The organism is Lederbergia citrisecunda (assembly GCF_018343695.1).
In the GTDB taxonomy this organism is placed as follows: domain Bacteria; phylum Bacillota; class Bacilli; order Bacillales; family Bacillaceae_C; genus Lederbergia; species Lederbergia citrisecunda.
This window is the reverse complement of the sequence record NZ_JAGYPJ010000001.1, coordinates 2836154-2857408: the sequence shown is the minus strand read 5'-3', so window position 1 is coordinate 2857408 and position 21255 is coordinate 2836154. Positions and strand designations below refer to the sequence as shown.

General features: G+C 39.5%; 17 protein-coding genes and 2 riboswitches. Of the genes, 14 read left to right on the top strand and 3 right to left on the bottom strand.

The features are described 5' to 3' along the window. The first annotated feature begins 266 nt into the window (after positions 1 to 266). Together speE and speB are read left to right on the top strand one after the other, a co-directional pair. A complete protein-coding gene (speE, locus tag KHA93_RS13960; RefSeq protein ID WP_213111283.1) occupies positions 267 to 1130 on the top strand; it encodes a spermidine synthase in 864 nt (287 codons plus the stop codon). Between the two features lie 35 nt (positions 1131 to 1165). Next, the gene (speB, locus tag KHA93_RS13955) at positions 1166 to 2038 is read left to right on the top strand and encodes an agmatinase (RefSeq protein WP_213111282.1); all 873 of its coding nucleotides are present in this window, start codon (positions 1166 to 1168) and stop codon (positions 2036 to 2038) included. Positions 2039 to 2076: 38 nt separating this feature from the next. Here the strand turns inward: speB and KHA93_RS13950 are convergent, their stop codons facing one another. Further along, positions 2077 to 3183, bottom strand: a complete 1107-nt coding sequence (locus KHA93_RS13950) for a GGDEF domain-containing protein (protein WP_213111281.1) — start codon at positions 3181 to 3183, stop codon at positions 2077 to 2079. Between the two features lie 169 nt (positions 3184 to 3352). Here KHA93_RS13950 and KHA93_RS13945 point away from each other — a divergent pair, with 169 nt between their 5' ends. Both KHA93_RS13945 and argS read left to right on the top strand, forming a co-directional pair. Beyond that, positions 3353 to 3766 carry a YwiB family protein gene (locus KHA93_RS13945; RefSeq protein WP_349772298.1) on the top strand — a complete coding sequence of 138 codons (414 nt, stop codon included), beginning with the start codon at positions 3353 to 3355 and terminating at the stop codon, positions 3764 to 3766. Further along, positions 3763 to 5433, top strand: coding sequence for an arginine--tRNA ligase (gene argS / locus KHA93_RS13940; RefSeq protein ID WP_213111279.1), 1671 nt, complete (start codon positions 3763 to 3765; stop codon positions 5431 to 5433). Before KHA93_RS13945 ends, argS begins: the two co-directional genes overlap by 4 nt. A gap of 153 nt (positions 5434 to 5586) precedes the next feature. Here the strand turns inward: argS and cls are convergent, their stop codons facing one another. Then, entirely contained in the window at positions 5587 to 6789 is a 1203-nt protein-coding gene (gene cls / locus KHA93_RS13935; protein ID WP_213111278.1) for a cardiolipin synthase, read from the bottom strand. A gap of 115 nt (positions 6790 to 6904) precedes the next feature. After that, positions 6905 to 7088: riboswitch (cobalamin riboswitch) on the top strand. A 197-nt stretch (positions 7089 to 7285) separates the two neighbouring features. On the opposite strand from cls, the gene KHA93_RS13930 reads away from it, so the two are divergent. Genes KHA93_RS13930 through KHA93_RS13920 form a run of 3 tightly spaced genes read left to right on the top strand, consistent with a single transcriptional unit; the run spans position 7286 to position 10574 of the window. Then, positions 7286 to 8278, top strand: coding sequence for an ABC transporter substrate-binding protein (locus tag KHA93_RS13930; RefSeq protein ID WP_213111277.1), 993 nt, complete (start codon positions 7286 to 7288; stop codon positions 8276 to 8278). Further along, positions 8241 to 9299, top strand: coding sequence for a FecCD family ABC transporter permease (locus tag KHA93_RS13925; protein ID WP_233711167.1), 1059 nt, complete (start codon positions 8241 to 8243; stop codon positions 9297 to 9299). The genes KHA93_RS13930 and KHA93_RS13925 overlap by 38 nt, the downstream gene beginning before the upstream one ends. A gap of 3 nt (positions 9300 to 9302) precedes the next feature. Continuing rightward, a complete protein-coding gene (locus KHA93_RS13920) occupies positions 9303 to 10574 on the top strand; it encodes an ABC transporter ATP-binding protein (RefSeq protein WP_213111276.1) in 1272 nt (423 codons plus the stop codon). Positions 10575 to 10860: 286 nt separating this feature from the next. Here KHA93_RS13920 and KHA93_RS13915 read toward each other — a convergent pair whose 3' ends face one another. Further along, positions 10861 to 11568: a nuclease-related domain-containing protein gene (locus KHA93_RS13915; protein WP_233711166.1), complete on the bottom strand. Its 708-nt coding sequence runs from the start codon at positions 11566 to 11568 to the stop codon at positions 10861 to 10863. Positions 11569 to 11973: 405 nt separating this feature from the next. Next, positions 11974 to 12063: riboswitch (cyclic di-GMP riboswitch) on the top strand. A 278-nt stretch (positions 12064 to 12341) separates the two neighbouring features. Here KHA93_RS13915 and KHA93_RS13910 point away from each other — a divergent pair. The 7 genes from KHA93_RS13910 (at position 12342) to KHA93_RS13880 (ending at position 21238) form a co-directional block, all read left to right on the top strand. After that, entirely contained in the window at positions 12342 to 12677 is a 336-nt protein-coding gene (locus tag KHA93_RS13910) for a hypothetical protein (RefSeq protein ID WP_213111275.1), read from the top strand. A gap of 47 nt (positions 12678 to 12724) precedes the next feature. Continuing rightward, on the top strand, positions 12725 to 14470 hold the full coding sequence (locus tag KHA93_RS13905; RefSeq protein ID WP_213111274.1) for a methyl-accepting chemotaxis protein: 1746 nt from the start codon (positions 12725 to 12727) through the stop codon (positions 14468 to 14470). A 91-nt stretch (positions 14471 to 14561) separates the two neighbouring features. After that, entirely contained in the window at positions 14562 to 16718 is a 2157-nt protein-coding gene (locus KHA93_RS13900) for a 4Fe-4S dicluster domain-containing protein (RefSeq protein ID WP_233711164.1), read from the top strand. Between the two features lie 117 nt (positions 16719 to 16835). Continuing rightward, positions 16836 to 18032: an acetyl-CoA C-acetyltransferase gene (locus KHA93_RS13895; protein ID WP_213111273.1), complete on the top strand. Its 1197-nt coding sequence runs from the start codon at positions 16836 to 16838 to the stop codon at positions 18030 to 18032. Between the two features lies 1 nt (position 18033). Beyond that, a complete protein-coding gene (locus KHA93_RS13890; RefSeq protein WP_213111272.1) occupies positions 18034 to 18885 on the top strand; it encodes a 3-hydroxybutyryl-CoA dehydrogenase in 852 nt (283 codons plus the stop codon). Between the two features lie 24 nt (positions 18886 to 18909). Next, on the top strand, positions 18910 to 20049 hold the full coding sequence (locus KHA93_RS13885; protein ID WP_213111271.1) for an acyl-CoA dehydrogenase: 1140 nt from the start codon (positions 18910 to 18912) through the stop codon (positions 20047 to 20049). Positions 20050 to 20101: 52 nt separating this feature from the next. Further along, positions 20102 to 21238, top strand: coding sequence for an acyl-CoA dehydrogenase (locus tag KHA93_RS13880; protein WP_213111270.1), 1137 nt, complete (start codon positions 20102 to 20104; stop codon positions 21236 to 21238). The last annotated feature ends 17 nt before the right edge of the window (positions 21239 to 21255 follow it).

The window sequence follows — 21255 nt, the reverse complement described above, 5'->3', positions numbered from 1 at the left end:
GAATCTTTACTTTGCTGGTCGTTTTTTCTATAATTTTTGTGTTTGTAAATGTACGTTAGTGGAAAACTAGATAGAAAAGCAGAAGCGCCTGTTCATCGACGTATGGATTTCGTATTCCCTGACGAGATAAAGGAAACACGATAAGTCTGATAGGACGAATCGATGTTGACTTACGCAAAAGAGATGGACATGAAGTTGCAAGTCGATGGCTGCTTGTCTAGACTTAACAAATTTTGTGCTCAAGCACATGGAAGGATGGCTGAATAATGGGAGGTTTATGGTTTACAGAAAAGCAGACTGATCATTACGGCATCACAATGAAAGTTAAGCGTACATTACATACGGAACAGACAGATTTTCAATTGCTTGAAATGGTAGAAACAGAAGAATGGGGCAATATGCTTCTTTTAGATGGAATGGTTATGACTTCGGAAAAAGATGAATTTGTTTATCATGAGATGGTAGCCCATGTGCCGTTATTCACACACCCAAATCCAGAGCGTGTTCTAGTTGTAGGTGGAGGTGATGGCGGGGTCATACGTGAAATAATGAAACATCCTAGTGTTCAAAAAGCTGTTCTTGTTGATATTGATGGGAAAGTGATAGAATACTCAAAGAAATATTTGTCTTCTATTGCACATGAATTGGATAATGAGCGTGTCGAAGTAAAAGTTGGCGATGGATTTATGGAAATAGCTCAGAGCGAAAACGAGTATGATGTTATCATGGTTGATTCGACAGAGCCGGTAGGTCCTGCAGTAAATTTATTTACAAAAGGTTTTTACGCAGGAATTTCGAAGGCTTTAAAAGAAGATGGGATTTTTGTAGCCCAAACGGATAATCCTTGGTTTAAAGCAGACCTCATTCGCGAAGTGCAGCAGGATGTGAAGGAAATCTTCCCAATCACAAAGCTCTATATTGCAAATATCCCAACTTATCCAAGTGGAATGTGGACCTTCACATTAGGGTCCAAGCGCTATGACCCGCTTGCGGTAGAAGAAAGCCGCTTCCATTCAATTGAAACAAACTACTACACAAAAGACCTGCATAAAGCTGCCTTCGTCCTTCCAAAATTCGTTTCCGATCTTATTGGGGACGGGTCCAAAGGGGACAGGTCAAATGGGGACTGACCCCAAAGGGACAGGTTAGATGAGGAGAATGATTGATGCGTTTTGATGAAGCTTATTCGGGGAATGTGTTTATCGGTAGTCACCCGAATTATGATGAGAGCCAAGTTGTTATTTACGGAATGCCAATGGATTGGACAGTTAGTTATCGTCCTGGATCCCGTTTTGGTCCTGGGCAAATTCGTAAAGTGTCGATTGGACTTGAGGAATACAGTCCGTATCTCGATCGTGAAATGTCTGAAGTTAAATATTTTGATGCAGGTGACATTCCGCTTCCATTCGGTAATGCACAAAGAAGTCTTGATATGATTGAAGAATATATTGACAAGTTATTAGAGGAAGGAAAATTCCCTCTAGGAATGGGTGGAGAGCACCTAGTTTCTTGGCCAGTTATAAAAGCAATGTATAAAAAATATCCTAATTTAGCCATCATTCATATGGACGCCCATACGGATCTTCGTACGGAGTACGAGGGAGAGCCCCTTTCCCATTCTACCCCAATTCGAAAAGCTGCAGATTTGATTGGCCCGAAAAACATATACTCTTTCGGAATCCGATCTGGCATGAAAGAAGAATTTGAATGGGCAAAAGAAAACGGGATGCATATTGCAAAATTTGAAGTACTTGAGCCGTTGAAAAAAGTTCTACCATCCCTTTCTGGCCGTCCAGTTTATGTGACAATCGATATTGACGTTCTAGACCCAGCTCATGCTCCTGGGACAGGCACAGTAGATGCGGGAGGAATTACGTCAAAAGAACTATTAGCTTCCATTCACGAAATTGCAAATTCCGATGTTCAAGTCGTCGGCTGCGATCTCGTAGAAGTAGCTCCTATTTACGACCATTCAGAGCAAACAGCTAATACAGCGAGCAAACTAATTAGAGAAATGATGCTTGGATGGTGCCCTTGAGGATCTGATCGTGAATAAAAAAGCTAACCTTACATCAGTTAAACTGATAAAAGGTTAGCTTTTTCTGTTTCTTCAATATGAACCACTTTGTTTCGACCAGTATTTTTTGCATGATACAAGGCAATATCAGATTGATTGAAAAGTTTCTGTATTTCATCGCCATTATTAGGGAAGGTACTTATTCCAACTGAGATGGTAATATGGAGTTCTAAACCATTAGATGTTTCAAACGGAAAATCTTCCACTGCTTTACGTATGATTTCAGCCACTTCCATTCCCAGTTCTTTTTCAGCATGAGGAATAATCACTGAAAATTCCTCTCCACCATTTCTCGAAACAATTCCATTATAAATATGTGATTCACGTCGCAATCTCGATGCAAGTTCACGAAGCACTTCGTCACCAATAGGGTGCCCAAATGTATCATTTACCTTTTTAAAATGATCAATATCAAGTAGAAGGAGTGAAAAAGGTTCATCTGCATTTTTAGTAATAGATTCCGTCACTTTCTGAAACATTCTATTATTATAAAGCCCTGTTAAAAAGTCAGTCTCGGATAATTTTTCCGCCAAACCTACTTTAGTAAAATGAATATCCAACTCTCGCAAAATGAACAGAACAGTAAAGAATGATAGAAGTGAAAATATAATGAAAGAAAAGATTTGAACAGCCGCTGTCCATGAAAAATCCATTAAACAAGCCAGTAACACTACCGTTTGAATTACTAAATAATAAAAATAAAACCGTGCATTGCGAAATGTCATTCGCTTTCTCATTGTAAAAACAAAAATAACTAATCCACCAATGATAGTCCCTGCACCGGCAATAATAGAAGTAGTCGTTACTCCAGTAATAAAAATACGTGTTCCGCCAATAATTAAACCGCTAATCAGGGGGGCAATTGGGCCACCAAATATTCCAGATATCACAATAACAACCATGCGAGCATCTATAATGATTGAATCTGTAATCGTAATGGAGGTACCCATTAATACAATTCCTGTAATTCCACTAAAAAACGCAATGAATATTGGATGCAAGGATGGAAAAGGAATATGAAAACGAACCCGATTTTGAAAAGGCCAGTAAGAGAGCACACTAAATGTAAACAAAACACAAAAATTTATTGCCATTTCTAATAACATTAAAATCCCCTACTATCGAAATTTGTCGCTTCAATTATAGCGATTTGTCTATCATAAATAAAGGGAATAATAAATTTTATGAATAGAACACGACAAGCAAAATAGACTTCCGCATGAAATTTTCCTATAATATAAAGGTTAACTATAGATAAAAGGTGGTTTTTTGACCGTGGATACACAAACCTCAGTCAAAATCCAACTCACGACAAGAGTGAGGATCGATGATGAGATTGAGACATATGAATTGACCGTTTTTGGTACTCGTTATCAGAAGGGGAATACGATTTATTTAAAATATGATGAAGTTCAAGAAGAAGGTACAATCCATACAGTTGTTAAAATTTTGCAAGATGAAGCTGTTATTATGCGAAGTGGTCTTATAAAAATGCGTTTAAGCTTTAGCTTATCAGAGCAAAAGCAAGGTACACATGAAAGCACATTAGGAACTATTTTTTTAATGACAGATACAAAAAAACTAAGTCATGAAGAAGGTAAATTAAGTCTAGCCTACGATTTATCTATGCAAGGCACACTTGCTGGATACTACGAAATGGATCTTGAATATAAGGAGGACAAGTTATGAACATTGTGGAGCAAATTCAAGAAAATTTAAAGAAGGAAATTAAGGCAGCTGTTTTAAAAGCGGAACTTGCAACGGAAGAGCAGCTTCCCGAAGTCATCCTCGAAACACCAAAGGACAAAGCACATGGAGATTATTCTACAAATATGGCGATGCAGCTTGCTCGTATTGCGAAAAAAGCGCCTCGGGTGATAGCTGAACAAATTCAAGCTAACGTTGACCAGACAAAGGCTTCGATTGAAAAAATTGAAATTGCAGGTCCCGGATTTATTAATTTTTATATGGATAACAGCTATTTAACGGATATTATCCGTACAATTCTCGAGCAAGGAGAAGAGTACGGCCGTTCAAATGCTGGAAAAGGTGAAAAAGTTCAAATTGAGTTCGTTTCTGCGAATCCTACTGGAGACCTTCATCTTGGACATGCTCGTGGAGCAGCAGTTGGGGATTCACTTTGCAATATTTTAGATAAAGCAGGATACGATGTATCACGCGAATATTACATTAATGATGCAGGAAACCAGATCCATAACTTGGCATTATCTGTTGAAGCTCGCTATTTTCAAGCACTTGGACTTGAAAAAGAAATGCCAGAAGATGGGTATCACGGTCAGGATATCATTGGCATTGGGGAAAAACTTGCCGAAGAATTTGGGGATAAATACGTCAATGTAGATGAAAAAACACGCTTTAATTTTTTCCGTAAATATGGATTAGCATACGAAATGGAAAAATTAAAGAAGGATTTGGAAAATTTTAGAGTCTATTTTAATGTTTGGTATTCGGAAACTTCTTTATACGAAAATAACAAGATTCAGCCGGCTTTAGACCAACTTCGTGAAAGGGGTCATATTTACGAGTTGGACGGAGCTACTTGGTTTAGATCAACTGAGTTTGGCGACGACAAAGACCGCGTCCTCATTAAAAATGATGGAACGTACACATACTTAACACCTGACATTGCGTATCATTTAGATAAACTAGATCGTGGTTTTGATAAGCTTATTAACATTTGGGGCGCAGATCACCACGGTTATATTCCGCGTATGAAAGCAGCAATCGAGGCACTAGGTTACGAACGTAATCGTCTTGAAGTTGAAATCATCCAGCTCGTTCATCTATATAAAGATGGCGAGAAAATGAAGATGAGCAAGAGGACTGGGAAGGCAGTTACAATGCGCGAATTGATTGAAGAGGTTGGACTTGATGCTGTACGTTATTTCTTTGCAATGAGAAGTTCAGATACTCATATGGACTTTGACTTGGATTTGGCGGTTTCCGAATCGAACGAAAACCCTGTGTACTACGCTCAATACGCCCATGCTCGAATTTGGAGTATCCTTCGTTCGGCAGAAGAAAAAGGATTTTTGGTTGAGAGCAATACAAATCTTTCCGTATTGACGAGCGAAAAGTCGATTGATTTGTTGAAAAAACTCGGTGAATTTCCGCAAATCATTGCGGATGCAGCAGAAAAACGAATTCCGCATCGAATCACCCATTATATTTTTGAGTTAGCTTCCTTCTTCCATAGCTTTTACAATGCGGAGAAAGTATTAAATGAAGAAAACCCAGAAGAAACGAAAGCTCGGTTGGCCTTAATAAAATCCGTGCAAATTACGTTGAAGAATGCACTAGCATTAGTTGGTGTTTCAGCACCGGAAAAAATGTAAGTGGGAAAAGGCGTCTCTTATTAATAGGAGACGCCTTTTGCTTAAGAAAAAGAATAACAGAGATACCTCGACTAAAAAACGCATTTCCTACATAGAAGGACCCGCATACTGCGGGCTTGTACGTCAAAGAGCAAGGCGCTTACACTTTACCTATTACAATAACCCTTTAATGGCCCACCCAATCCATTCCTTCAACCGCACACCGAAGCTTAAGTTATTCAGTTTTTCCAACGACATTTTGTGTGAATGGCTAATATCGTCATATAGAGCATGTTCAACCTCAGTTATGAATGTTTTATCATAGATATAGCAATTAATTTCATGGTTCAATAACATGCTTCTACGATCAAAGTTGGCAGTACCAATATCACAAATGTCTCCGTCTACAATCATCACTTTAGCGTGGAAAAAACCTTTTTCGAACTGGTAGGCTTGTCCACCACCGGAAAGCAGCCTACGCAAATAAGGAAAAGATGCTTCCTTTACGATCGGGTGATCAGCCGTATCCGGTACTAAAACGGTTATAGAAACGCCTCTTTTTAATGCAGTTTCGATTGATTTCATAATCGCTTCGGTTGGTATGAAATATGGAGTCCCAATCATAATAGATTTTTTTGCACCATCAATCAGTTTAAGAAGATGATATTCCACAGCAATTCCTTCTGATGGGTAAAAGCGATGGAGCATTTGCCAATCTTCATTAATAACTTTTTTACTCTCATACTCTGGTTCTGACATTTTCGTAGCTCTCACCCAGTCCACCATGAATTCATCCTGTAAATCTGAAATTCCTTCGCCACTCATACGCATATGATAATCGCGCCAAGGTGATAGCTTCGGATCCAAGTCGATATATTCTTTGCCAATATTGTATCCGCCTAAATAGCCTATACAATCATCAATAATGGTGATTTTTCTATGATTTCTTTGTTGTAGAGTAAAAATAAGAAACGGCCAACGTGGTGTATGACAAAAAGCAATGTCAATTCCACAACTACGAGCTGTTTTAATCCATTTTTTCCGAACATGGCGGCTGCCTAACCAGTCGAGGAGTAATTGAACTTTTACACCTTCCCTCGCCTTATCCATTAATACATCCCAAAAGGTCTGGCTAAAAGGATCATTTTTTACGATGTAAAATAATATATGAATGCTCGACTTAGCGTCTTTTAAGTCTTGAAAGTATGTTTCAAATAATTCCGGTCCGTTCGTAATTAATTGAAGATGACCTTTTCTACATGGATACGAGCGTTTTTTCCATTGTTTTTTATGCAGATAATAACCGAGGTGAAAATCGGCGTAGCACCATACAGCGAACAAGAATATAGCGAGTAAGATGCCTATGAACCATCCCATTTTCAAACCTCCAGCTATAAAATAAATAGTATACTTAATTATTATGACCAGAAGCCCATAAAAAAGATGTAGGATCAGAAAAAAAGATGTATAATTAATGGGAATCAATAAATAATTACATAGCTCGGATATCGGTGCTTCTTTGATAGGGAAGCTGAAAAGGGAAGTTGGTTAAATTCCAACGCGGTCCCGCCACTGTAATTGGGAGCTTGCTGTATGAACCACTGTGCCATAGGCATGGGAAGGGGCAGTAAGTGATGACCATAAGCCAGGAGACCTGCCGATACCATTGCACCAATAAACCTACGAGGATAGGGAGGTGGAGAAGAAGCAAGTTTATTTTTCGTTGGCGCACATCTCCATATTTTGGGGATGTTTTTTATTTTATTTGTGTCTAGCGGAAGTAGCAAAAGTACGGATTCATATTCGTCTACGGGCAGGGAGCTTGAACTTCTCTAAACAGCTTTAGAAAAAACTTTCAGGGGGAACGTAAAAAATGAAAAAGTTATTTGGTTTAGTTGCTGCATTTTTACTTTTATTCGGCCTTTTAGCAGCATGCGGAAATGAAGCTAATAATAAAAATGAAGATAGCAACAAACAACCTGTTTCGGAACAGGCGGACGAAAATACAAATCAAACAGAGGAAGTATTCCCAGTTACGATAAAAGATGCAAGTGATACAGATGTTGTGATTGAGAAAAAACCTGAAAAAATTATTTCACTTATTCCAAGTAATACAGAGATCGTCTATGCTTTAGGCGAGGGGGATGCTGTAGTCGGAGTATCCGAACTTGATAATTATCCAGAAGAGGCAGCTTCGAAAGAGAAAGTAGCAGGCATGGAATTAAATGTAGAAAAAATACTCTCTCTAAACCCAGATCTAGTTCTAGCACACGGATCAACTGCCAATATGTGGGAAGCTGGTCTTAAGCAGCTAAAAGATAGCGGTGTAACAGTCCTTGTTGTGAATGATGCTCAAAGTTTTGACGCTGTGTATTCGTCTATTGAAATGGTCGGAAAAGCAACTGGAAAAACAGCTGAAGCTGAAAAACTGATCCAAGATATGAAATCGAAATTAGATGACATTCAAAAGCAAGCAGCTACGATTTCAGAAGAAGACCAAAAAACGGTATTTGTTGAAGTATCGCCAGCTCCAGATATTTACACAACTGGAAAAAATACATTTATGAATGAAATGCTTGAAGTAATCCATGCCAAAAATGCCGTGAGTGACCAGGAAGGCTGGGTTCCGATTAATGAAGAAGCAGTAGTCCAGATGAATCCTGATACCATTATTACGACCGTTGGTTTTGTTGATAATGCTGTGGATCAGATAAAAGAACGAACAGCTTGGAAAGATATAACAGCCGTAAAAGAAAACCAAGTTTATTTAGTGAATGAGGACCTCGTAAGTCGTTCAGGTCCGCGGATTGTTGAAGGAGTAGAGGAGCTTGCAAAAGCCATTTACCCGGACGTTTTCGGGAAATAAAAAATTAGTTTCATACGTGAGTGCGTGCGCATTTTTACTAATGGCGATTTTTCTAGGAATCGCCATCGGCGCTGTACACGTGCCTTTTAGTGAAATTGCATCTATTTTAATGAAAGAAATTTTCCATTTACATCAAAATAATGAGGCGGATCTTATGGCAAACATTGTCATGAATATCCGCCTTCCTCGCGTTATATTGGCAGGTCTAGTGGGAGCTTCTCTTGCGGTTGCAGGAGCGGCTTTCCAAGGACTACTGCGAAATCCACTCGCCGATCCCTATACACTAGGTGTCTCATCTGGAGCTTCTGTCGGTGCAGTTGTAGTGTTGTTTTTTCAAATATCACTGCCATTCGCTGGACTATTTACTCTGCCGCTCATAAGTATAGTGGCATCCTTCATCACTATTTTCCTTGTATTATTTTTTGCAAGAACGATAGAGCCTTCTATGAAAGTGGAGACGATTATTTTAACCGGAATCATCTTTAGCTCATTTCTTGGGTCGGTTCTGTCATTAATGATTGCACTTTCTGGAGAAGAATTAAGACAAATTATTGGCTGGCTGCTCGGTAGCGTGTCTATGCGCGGCTGGAGTTATGTCCGTATCATTCTCCCTTTCTTTATCGTTGGTGGATTGATCCTCATGATGAATGTCCGAGAACTTAATGCGATGTCATTTGGTGAAGATCGTGCAAAGCATCTAGGAGTAAATGTAGAGAGAAGAAAGTTAGCAATTTTATTAGCGGGCTCTCTGCTTACTGGTGCGGCTGTAGCGGTTTCAGGAACAATCGGCTTTGTTGGACTCGTCATTCCACATTTCGTACGGATGCTTTCGGGACCAGATCACAAGCATTTGCTGCCATTATCGATGTTAGTTGGGGCAGGATTTCTTATTTTGGCAGATTTAGTAGCAAGGACGATCATTCAACCAGCAGAACTCCCAATCGGAGTCATCACGGCCTTAATTGGAGCACCTGCTTTTGCAGCCATTTTAGTAAAAAGACGTATGGAAAGAAGGGGATAGATCATGCTTCAAGTGAACGGCTTATATGGGGGCTATCCCGGTTTTAGTGTTTTGGAAGACGTCTCTTTTTCCGTTGAGGCAGGCGAGTTATTCGGTATTTTAGGGCCTAATGGCAGTGGAAAAACGACTTTGTTGAAAATGATTAGCGGCTTGCTTGAACCTGATCGAGGAGAAATTTTAATAAATAATCAGCCTCTCGAGAACTACTCAACAAAGGAACTGGCAAAAATAACAGCGGTGTTGCCACAAGTATCGTCAGAAGTTTTTGCTTATACAGTCCGAGAAACCGTTTCGTTAGGCCGCTATGCCCATCAACGAGGCTGGTTGAGTCGTACTGATGATCTTGATGAAAAAATAATAGATGAAGCAATGGCTTTAACGGGAGTGGATATTTTTCAAGGTAAACTGTTACATGAGCTTTCAGGTGGAGAACGTCAACGTGTTTTCCTTGCGCAAGCCCTTGCTCAGGAGCCAAGAATTCTTTTACTAGATGAGCCGACGAATCATTTAGATTTATCGTTTCAAAAAGATTTATTGGATTTAATGAAAAAATGGACTCGTGAACGTAGGTTGACCGTCGTATCGATTTTTCATGATTTAAATTTGGCTAGCCTTTATTGCGATCGACTTATGCTTTTACACAACGGCCAAATGAGTGCGATTGGAAAAGCTGGCGATGTTTTACAGGAACAACGAATTCAAGAGGTGTATGAAACAAACATTGACGTTCAGCCTCATCCGATAGTACCTAAGCCGCAAATGATCTTGCTTCCGGATGAAGAGAAGATAAACTCTCTAAAAATAGACGAGACTTTTTTGAAGATAAAGGAAGATCATGCCGAGTTGATTTCACCCATGCCGTTAAAAGTTATGGCTTCATCAGCGGCTGGAGCGGGAATTGGTTGGTATAATAGGTTTATCATGCATTTTTCCGATGGGCTTTATGGAATAGAAAAAGCGGTCGCTATACCTGCAAAAAGCTCGGAACTGGTTTGGTTTGCTGCCTACGAGCATATTTTTGTTCTTGCGTCAGCAGGACGAAATCATGCAGATATAAACCTATGCATCTTTGTAAATGGAATCATTTCAGAAGAAGCGTTCCTTCAAGGAATCATAGCTGCAAGTGAAGAACGAGCATTGGCAACCGGGAAAAGTAGTGGAAGTGGGATTGTGATCGCTTCTGGTCAGCAGGGCGAGCCACTTGATGGAGAACTGCTAGTCACAGAAATCCGAAAAGGTGTGCAGGAGATAGCGGGCATGTTAAAAAGATTTTGATTGCGTAGGAGAAAAACCACTGTTGTTGTCCAATTGAAGGACCGTCGTGATCATGGGATAAAAAAGCATTTGGAGATCACGCTGAAAGTTTGATCGTGCACTTGACGGTGAAAAAAAGTGTCTGAAGGTCACGATGAAGGTTCCAACGTGCCCTTGGTCGCGAAAAAAATCGCCTGAAGGTCACAATGAAAGGTCCATCTTGAACTCGGATATGAAAAATGGTTTCATTGCTCATATATAAAGTTTCATTATGATTATGTAAAAATTGATTTAGTTCTTAGGACATTTATTCATTATTCTGTGGCGGATATACATAGTATGAATACCTCCCATGATAGCATACCGATAAATATTTCATTAGAATTCTTCTGATGGCCTTTTTAGAAATCTGTAAATTACACCATTCATGAATAATGTTTGTTGTGATTTTATTATCCGGGAAAAGAATGCTAAATTCCTTCACGTTGCGGATAATGGCAGATTCATTCCTCTCTTTGCATCCGCAATTCTTACAAATGAATTCTTTATCATTGAAATTTGCCAAAAAGGAGTAGCATATCTTACAAGCAACTCCTTTTTTAAATTGTTTATATTCGAACTTCGGTAGTTGGATATATGGATTTTGATTTAAATAATCTGACATTATTTGTTCTGCTAACTTAAAGTGATAATCACTTATTTTTGATGTTTTGGAATTTAGATTATTTAAGAATCGATTTAGCTGAGTAGGAAGAACAATTGGTTGATTACGAGGGGCTTCGTATAGGGTAAACTCGGGGTTGATAAAGATAAGGAATTCATTTATGGAGAAGTTGTTTATCCCTAAATCTTGCAGATATCGCCTAAATAAGGATGTACATCTTGATAACTGGTTCAATGGATTTTGAATTTCTTTACCAGTTGCAATTGAATACCATTTATCTTCTTTGATATAAAAATCACCTTCATAATTTTTTACATCGAAAAGGTAAATTGTGTTTTGAGAAATTAGCAAAGTGTCGATTTGGAACAATGTGTTGTTTTTTCGAGGAGTAAGTCATTCATTATGAGGAAGTCACTAGGAAGATTCTGTAATAAAGCATTAAAACCTTTCTCACCTTTATACCCTTTAAGAAGGTTTAAATAATGTGACTTTTCTTTTGGGGTTAAAATCATACGATTATTTAAGATCCTATAAACTATCGATCCCATTGGTTCTAATAGAGGCTTAATAACCATGTTACACGTCCTTTTATTTTTTTGAAAAAAGTCTACTTGAGTCTATGATAGGAAAGTTTACCTGCATTTTCAAGGCATTAAATATCTTCCACTTTTAACATCTAATAGAAAGTGTGTTTGTAGAATATTGTTGAATATTGAGGAAATTTGTTTTATACTCCAAATAGAATGGATAAAATTTCCTAGATAAAGGCAAACTATCTGAAAGGGTAGGACGCAAAGCAAAGGGTCTAAGGTTTATTGAGACAACTATGATCGCCTGGCTGCCAAAATAGTTAACTATTTCACATATGAGATAGTTTTATTTGGCTATTCTATTTAGAATGGCCTTTTTTAGCGATTAAAAAGCATAGAGTAGGAGTTCATTGTTGTCTAGAGAGAACAGCGCAGCCGTTTGCTTTTACATAGGCGATATAAGCTTTGCTTTTCTTAAAAAGACAATAAACTTTTCCTTTGCTGATGAAATTCCGGAAAAAGGGGGATAATATTCTTTAATAAAATGGGAAGGGATATTCCATTATAGAGAGATAAAAGGGGTTGTCGATCTAAATGTCAGTTACAAAGGAATGCTCTAGGTACGATTTATTATATTCACAATTTAAATTAGATGAAGAATATAATATTACAAACGTAAAATCGTTTGAAAGAATTTTCAACTTCTTGTATAAGCATACTAATATTTATTATCTTGGGTTTATAAGAGAAGATATCTTAATTCAGTATTTGGAATATCATCGCACTAATCAGTTTAAAGACATCTCTTTTATAGAGGCGGTTAAGGACGTTAAATCTTTCCTTAAATATTTGAGAAATCATAAACAAATTAATCACCATGTACATATTGATTTATCCCTTATTAATTCGGATCGATGGATTAACTTATAAGTTAGTAAACTACTTTTCTGTCAAAAAATTTACATCGAGAAGGTGCAGTGTTGAAATTATTAACTTCCATAAAGTTAAAACTAATCACAATATCGTTTTTATTATTAACAATCCCACTAATTATTACAGGAATACTAGCTTATAATAAAAGCTCTTCAAGTTTAGATTATCTTGGAGCAACAATTTTGAAAAATAGTGTAGAAATGACTATCTCTATGATTGATACGTTGAATAAAGAAGTGGAGAAAGGTAATATTTCTCTCGAGGATGCACAGGAGAGAGTTAAAGTTGCTATTTTAGGAGAAAAGAATGCAGATGGAACAAGGCCAATTAATCCTAATCTAAATTTAGGTAAAAATGGCTATATGTTCGTCACTGATAAAAATGGAGTAGACATTGCCTCTCCAAATACAGAAGGTCAAAATTTTTGGGATTCTGAAGATGTTAATGGTGTAAAGTTTATTCAAGAATTGATTGAAGTTGGAAATAACGGTGGTGGTTTGACCTACTATAGTTGGTCATTACCAAGTAATCCGAATCAAGATATGCCTAAAGTAGCCTTTTCGAAAACAGATCCATATTGGAATTGGACAGTAAGTGCAAGTACATACATGATGGATTTCAACAAGCCTGCAAAAGAAATACTAAATCTTGTAATGCTTGTGATAGGTGTCGCATTAGTAATCGGCATACTTATCATTTGGGTGTTTTCATCAAGTATTTCAAAGCCAATCAATCAAGTATCTGAGCATATGGAGCACCTTTCGAAAGGTTATCTGAGCCAAGCGTTCCTTCAAGTAAAATCTAAGGATGAGGTTGGAAAACTGGCAAATGCTATGAATCAGTTGCAAAGCAGTCTAAAGGAAATGATCCAAAATGTATCAACTGCATCGGAAACCATTACAAGTCAAAGTGAAGAATTCACTCAATCCGCCAATGAAGTAAGAGAGGGCGGGGAACAGATTGCTTCCACCATGCAAGAGCTATCATCCGGTGCTGAATCTCAAGCTCATAGTGCTGGAGAACTTACGGAAATGATGGAGAATTTTAATCTTAAAATCGTGGAAGCGAATAAGCATGGAGAAGATATTGTAAATACTTCCGATGATGTATTGGCAATGACAGAAGAAGGAAGAATTTTGATGGATGAATCTGTTAAACAAATGGAACATATCCATCAAAAAGTCACGACCGCAGTGGAAAATGTACAAGGTTTAAATACACAAACGAAAGAAATTTCCCAGCTCGTTCATGTCATTCAGGAAATCGCGGCACAGACGAATCTTTTATCGTTAAATGCGGCTATTGAAGCAGCAAGAGCAGGCGAACAAGGGAAGGGATTTGCCGTTGTGGCTACTGAAGTCCGAAAGCTAGCAGAGCAAGTTTCGGATTCGGTGAGTGAGATTACAAATATTGTAGAGCGCATTATTCATGGGTCCAATGAGGCCGTCGTTTCATTGCAGTCTAGCTATGAAGAAGTTGAAAATGGAACAAATCAAATTAGGGTAACAGGAAAAACATTTGGAAACATCAATGAATCTGTTACGAATATGGTTAGCAAGGCGCAAAATATTTCTACAAATCTAAAAGAATTGACCGAAAACAGCGGAGAAATGAATAAATCAATCGAGGAAGTGGCAGCCGTAGCTGAAGAGGCAGCAGCTGGAGTCGAACAGGCTGCAGCATCCGCACAGCAATCAAGCAGTTCCATGGAAGAAATCGCAAGAGGTGCGGAAGATCTCGCAGCTTTAGCAGAACAACTCAATAGCCACGTTAGCCAATTTAAATTGTAATCTATGAAAGTTCTGGGATAATTCCCAGAACTTTTTTCATATACATTATTAGAGTAATTTCAGTCTTGACTGAATGCTCATTCATTATATAATGGAGGTAATAAAAGTTCGGATTACGCTGGAAGGGAGTGCGATTATTGAGATGTTATTTTGGCTAAATTGGCTAGCGTTTCTGTTTGTAACCGCTTACGCCATTTCCTTATTCGTGTATGTTGTCAGAACACGAATTACTTATATTAAACTAGGAAAAAAAGCAGAGTTTCATAATGATGTTAAAGCGCGTTTAAGTAATATTTGGATCAATGTGTTTGGTCAAAAGAAACTCCTTAAAGATAAAAAAAGCGGTTTGATTCATGTCATGTTTTTTTACGGATTTATCCTTGTTCAGTTTGGTGCGATTGACTTCATTTGGAAAGGCCTAGCACCAAGTTCTCACCTTCCTCTCGGTCCTCTTTATCCAGGTTTTAAATTTTTCCAAGAATTAGTTACTCTTCTTATTCTAATAGCGGTCGTATGGGCTTTTTATAGACGTTATATTGAAAAATTAGCCCGTTTAAAACGTGGATTTTACCCTAGTCTTGTTCTAATTTTTATCGGTGGGCTTATGCTATCAGTTTTGTTCGGAAATGGCATGTCCCTCATTTGGCAAGAAGAATCATTAACATGGACTGAGCCTGTCGCTTCCGCTATTGCGTCTCTTTTCGGTTGGATGAGCCCGATAGCTGCGGCAGTTGTATTTTATATTTTCTGGTGGGTCCATTTGTTTTTGTTACTCGCTTTTCTTGTCTATGTACCTCAATCAAAGCACGCTCATTTAATTGCGGGCCCTGCCAATGTATATCTTGAACCACTAGATAGTGGGAAGAAACTCGCGCCAATTGACTTTGAAGATGAAAAACAAGAAAGCTTTGGTGTTGGGAAAATTAATGAATTTACCGATCTCCAGCTCGTTGATTTATACGCTTGTGTCGAATGTGGCCGCTGTACGAATATGTGCCCGGCATCAGGAACAGGAAAAATGCTTTCCCCGATGGATATTATGACGAAGCTTCGTGATCATCTAACGAACTACGGGGCGGCTGTCACTCAAAAGCAACCATGGGTTCCTACTTTTGCTTTTGGAGGAACTGTCGGGAACAAAATCGCAAAAGCGGCTAAAGGTCAGGGAGCAGAAGAAACGGCTGCTACTCTAAACTATGAGCCTAGCATGATAGGTGAAATTATTACGGAAGAGGAATTATGGGCTTGTACAACATGTCGTAACTGTGAAGACCAATGTCCAGTGATGAATAAACATGTCAGTCACATCATTGATATGCGCCGCTATCTTGTTCTAACTGAAGGAAAAATGAACCCCGATGCACAGCGAGCGATGCAAAACATTGAGCGACAAGGAAATCCATGGGGTCTGAACCGCAAGGAAAAAGAAAATTGGCGGGAGGCTCACGAAGATGTATTTGTACCAACTATTAAAGAATTGAAAAAAGCAGGAGAAGACTTCGAATATTTATTCTGGGTTGGTTCGATGGGGGCTTTTGATAATCGTAGTCAAAAAATTGCTCTTTCCTTTGCAAAATTGTTAAACGAAGCTGGGGTTACCTTTGCCATTCTTGGAAATAAGGAAAAAAATTCGGGTGATACACCACGTCGTCTTGGAAATGAATTTTTATTCCAAGAACTTGCAACTGCCAATATTGCTGAGTTCGAAAAAAATGACGTGAAGAAAATCGTAACGATCGATCCGCACGCATATAATATTTTTAAAAATGAATACCCTGATTTTGGATTCAAAGCGGAGGTATATCATCATACAGAGCTCCTTGATCAACTTGTTAAAGAAGGTCGTTTACATCCGCGATATGCTGTAAAAGAAACAATTACATTCCATGACTCTTGCTATCTAGGACGTTATAACGATGTGTATGATCCACCGAGAGAAATCCTTAAATCCATTCCTGGCGTAACACTCGTAGAAATCAAGCGTAATCGCGAAAATGCCATGTGCTGTGGAGCTGGGGGAGGACTAATGTGGATGGAGGAGGATATAGGTCAGCGTGTGAATGTAGCTAGAACAGAACAAGCCCTTGCCCTCAATCCTTCAATCATCAGTTCAGGATGTCCTTATTGTTTGACGATGCTCTCAGATGGTACGAAAGCGAAGGAAGTAGAAGACACGGTGAAAACGTATGATGTAGCAGAGCTGTTGGAGAAAGCAGTCTTTGGAGAAGAAGCAGATCTTGTTTCATAAAACATAAGCGCTTCAATATTATTTGAAGCGCTTATTTAAAAAATGAAATTGAGCGAGCGTTCAGTCGAAGGTATTGTAAGCGTTTACTAATTTTTTTAAAAAAGGAGAGAATCGTTTATGGCGAAAACAGTTATTCTTGCTGGTGCACGGACTCCTTTTGGAAAATTTGGAGGAGCTCTTAGTTCATTAACAGCTTCAGAACTAGGTGGGATTGCAGTAAGAGAGGCAATGGAGAGAGCCAATGTGAGACCTGAAGAGGTGCAGGAGGTCATACTTGGAACTGTTTTACAAGGCGGGCAGGGGCAATTGCCATCAAGACAGACTGCTTGGGAGGCCGGAATCCCTTGGAATGTAAAAACAGAAACGATTAATAAAGTTTGTGCCTCAGGAATGAGAGCTGTCACACTTGCGGATCAAATCATTCGATTAGGAGAAGAAGAACTGATTGTAGCTGGTGGAATGGAATCCATGTCAAATGCTCCCTATATGTTGCCGAACGCAAGATGGGGATACAAAATGGGCGATGCTGCATTAGTCGATTTACTTACTCATGATGGTCTCACTTGTTCGTTTGCAGGTGTGCATATGGGAACGTACGGAAATCAGACGGCAAGAGAATTTGAGATTACGAGGGAAGAGCAAGATGAATGGGCATTTAGGAGCCACGAAAGAGCCGTAAAAGCAATCGAGTTAGGGAGGTTAGCCGAGGAAATTGTTGAAGTAGAAATTCCACAGCGAAAAGGCGATCCTCTAGTCATAAAGGATGACGAGGCACCGCGCAAGGATACGACGCTAGATAAATTGGCAAAGCTCAGGCCTGTCTTCGACAAAGATGGAACGATCACGGCTGGAAACGCCCCTGGAGTAAACGATGGTGCAGCGGCACTTGTATTAATGAGTGAAGAACGTGCCAAAAAGGAAGGGAAGCAGCCACTTGCTTACATTCTCGGGCATGCAGAAGTGGCAGTAAAAGCGAAGGATTTCCCACAAACTCCTGGAATTGTCATCAATAAACTTTTAAATAAATACGGAAAAACTTTAGAGGACATTGATCTATTTGAAATCAATGAAGCTTTTGCAGCTGTAGCTCTTACAAGTAATAAAATTGCTAATCTCCTATCCGAAAAAGTGAATGTAAACGGTGGTGCAATCGCGCTTGGGCATCCAATCGGAGCTAGTGGAGCGAGGATTATTTTAACTTTGGCATACGAATTGAGACGACGTGGAGGTGGACTAGGAATAGCGTCGATATGTTCAGGCGGCGGTCAAGGTGATGCGGTTCTAATCGAAGTTGCACAGGTGGTGGAATCATAATATGGATATCAAAACAGTGATGGTCGTCGGTGCTGGGCAAATGGGCTCAGGGATTGCCCAAGTATGTGCAGCGGCAGGATACAAAGTGTACTTGAATGACTTGGCGGATGAACTTGTGGAAAAAGGTTTCAAGATAATCGAGCAAAATTTAAACCGCCAAGTTACAAAAGGAAGAATGACAGAAATAGAGAAAGAAAATGTAATGGAAAACTTATACAGTTCCACTGATGTAATCGATGCAAATAACGTGGATATCATCATTGAGGCTGCAACCGAAAATATGGGGATAAAAAAAGAGATTTTCTCTAAGTTAGATGAGATTGCTCCGCAACATGCGATCCTCGCCTCCAACACATCTTCACTCCCGATTACAGAAATCGCTGCCGCAACAAATCGACCGGAAAGAGTGATCGGCATGCACTTTATGAATCCTGTACCAGTTATGAGATTGGTAGAAATTATTCGAGGGCTTGCCACAGATGATGAAGTATATGAAGTGGTTGAAGCTATGGCGAAAGCTCTTGGGAAAGTACCTGTTGAAGTGAATGATTTTCCAGGATTTGTTTCGAATCGTGTCCTTATGCCTATGATCAACGAGGCTATCTTTACTCTTTATGAAGGTGTAGCAACGAAGGAAGCGATTGATGAAGTGATGAAGCTTGGGATGAATCACCCAATGGGGCCTCTTACATTAGCTGACGTTATTGGACTCGATACATGCCTCTATATTATGGAAACGTTGCATGATGGCTTTGGCGACGATAAATATCGACCATGTCCACTTTTACGAAAATACGTGAAGGCAGGTAGGCTTGGTAAAAAGACTGGACGCGGTATTTACGAATACGGCTGATTCCTTAATTTTAGGAGGTCCACTATGAGATTCCAATTTACCGATGAACAGTTGATGATGAGGAATATGGTTCGTGATTTTGCGGTAAAGGAAATTACACCATGTATTGAAAAAATGGAAGCTGGTGAATTTCCACGTGAAGCTTTAAAAAAGATGGGGCCACTCGGATTAATGGGAATTACCGTTCCTGAAACATATGGTGGTTCGGAAATGGATTTTACTTCTTATATTATCGCTATACACGAAATTTCTAAGATTAGTGCGACTATGGGGGTCATTTTATCTGTCCATACTTCCGTCGGTACAAATCCGATTGTTTACTTTGGAACGGAAGATCAAAAACAAAAATATGTAACGAAGCTTGCAAAAGGAGAATATTTAGGAGCATTTTCGCTTACAGAACCAAATGCAGGATCGGATGCTGCTAATATTCAAACTCGTGCGACCCGAGTTGATGATCACTACAAACTAAATGGAACGAAAGCCTTTGTTTCGAATGGCGGAGAAGCCGACCTTTATATTGTATTTGCCTTAACGGATCCGAATGCGGGCAGCAGAGGGATGACCGCTTTTATCGTGGAGAAGGATACGCCGGGTTTAATCATAGGAAAAGATGAAAAAAAAATGGGACTCCATGGCTCAAGAACAGTGCAAATAACGTTTGAGGATGCTTTAGTGCCGGTCGAAAATAGGCTTGGCGAAGAAGGGAAAGGCTTCAAAATTGCGCTTTCCAATTTAAATATTGGTCGAATTGGAATTGCGGCTCAAGCGTTAGGGATTGCAGAGGCCGCTTTTGAAGCGGCAATTAAATATGCTGGTGAACGTAAACAATTCGGAAAGCCTATCGCTGAACAACAAGGAATTGCCTTTAAATTATCAGACATGGCGGCAGCTGTTGAAAGTTCACGTCTCTTAGTCTATCGAGCTGCCGATTTGTGGCAAAGAGGAATCCCATGCGGAAAAGAAGCCTCCATGGCAAAGCTGTTCACTTCTAAAACTGCCGTTGAAGTGGCAACAGAAGCTCTCCAAGTGTTTGGCGGCTACGGCTACACGAAGGACTACCCGGTCGAACGTTATTTTCGCGATGCCAAAATCACCGAAATATATGAAGGCACAAGCGAAATTCAACGTATTGTCATTGCAAAACATCTACTAAAAAAGTGAACCCGCCCCTATGGGGACAGTCCCCATAGGGACGGGTTAGGAGGAAAAAGGGATGAATTTTCGACTAAGTGAAGAGCATGAAATGATTCGTAAGATGGTCCGGGATTTTGCTGAGAATGAAGTTGCGCCAACTGCAGCAGAGAGAGATGAAGAAGAGCGCTTTGATATGGAGATATTTAAAAAAATGGCTGAACTTGGATTGACGGGAATACCTTGGCCGGAGGAGTACGGTGGAATAGGGAGCGACTATTTGGCGTACTGTATCGCGGTAGAAGAGCTTTCACGGGTGTGTGCATCAACAGGTGTTACACTTTCTGCTCACACATCACTCGCCTGTTGGCCATTATTTAAATTTGGAACGGAAGAACAGAAACAAACATATTTACGACCACTGGCTGAAGGATCAAAAATAGGTGCTTACGGACTTACTGAACCTGGATCTGGCTCTGATGCAGGCGGGATGAAAAGTACGGCTCGTCTGGATGGTGACAATTATATATTAAACGGATCGAAAATTTTCATCACAAATGGTGGAATTGCGGACATTTATATTGTTTTTGCCCTAACCAATCCGAATGACAACCGAAGTACAACGGCATTTATTATTGAAAAAGATTTTGAAGGCTTTGCTGTGGGGAAAAAGGAGAAAAAACTGGGCATTCGCTCATCACCGACTACTGAAATCATTTTTGAAGATTGCAAAGTACCTGTTAAAAATGTTCTCGGCGAAGTGGGGCAAGGTTTCAAAATTGCGATGATGACACTTGATGGTGGTCGAAACGGAATTGCTGCCCAAGCGGTTGGGATCGCCCAAGGAGCGCTAGATGCTGCAATAGCTTACGCAAAAGAGAGAAAGCAATTCGGAAAACCAATTGTCGAAAATCAAGGAATCTCTTTCAAGCTTGCTGATATGGCGACATCGATTGAAGCATCACGCCTCCTCACATATCAAGCAGCATGGCTGGAATCAGCGGGTCTACCATACGGAAAAGAATCTGCAATGTCTAAGCTAATGGCGGGAGACACGGCAATGAAAGTGACGATAGAAGCAGTCCAAATATTTGGAGGGTATGGATATACGAAGGATTATCCGGTAGAGCGTTATATGAGAGATGCGAAAATTACTCAGATTTATGAAGGTACTCAAGAGATTCAACGTCTCGTTATTTCTCGAATGTTAACGAAATAGTCGTTTTGTAATTCTAA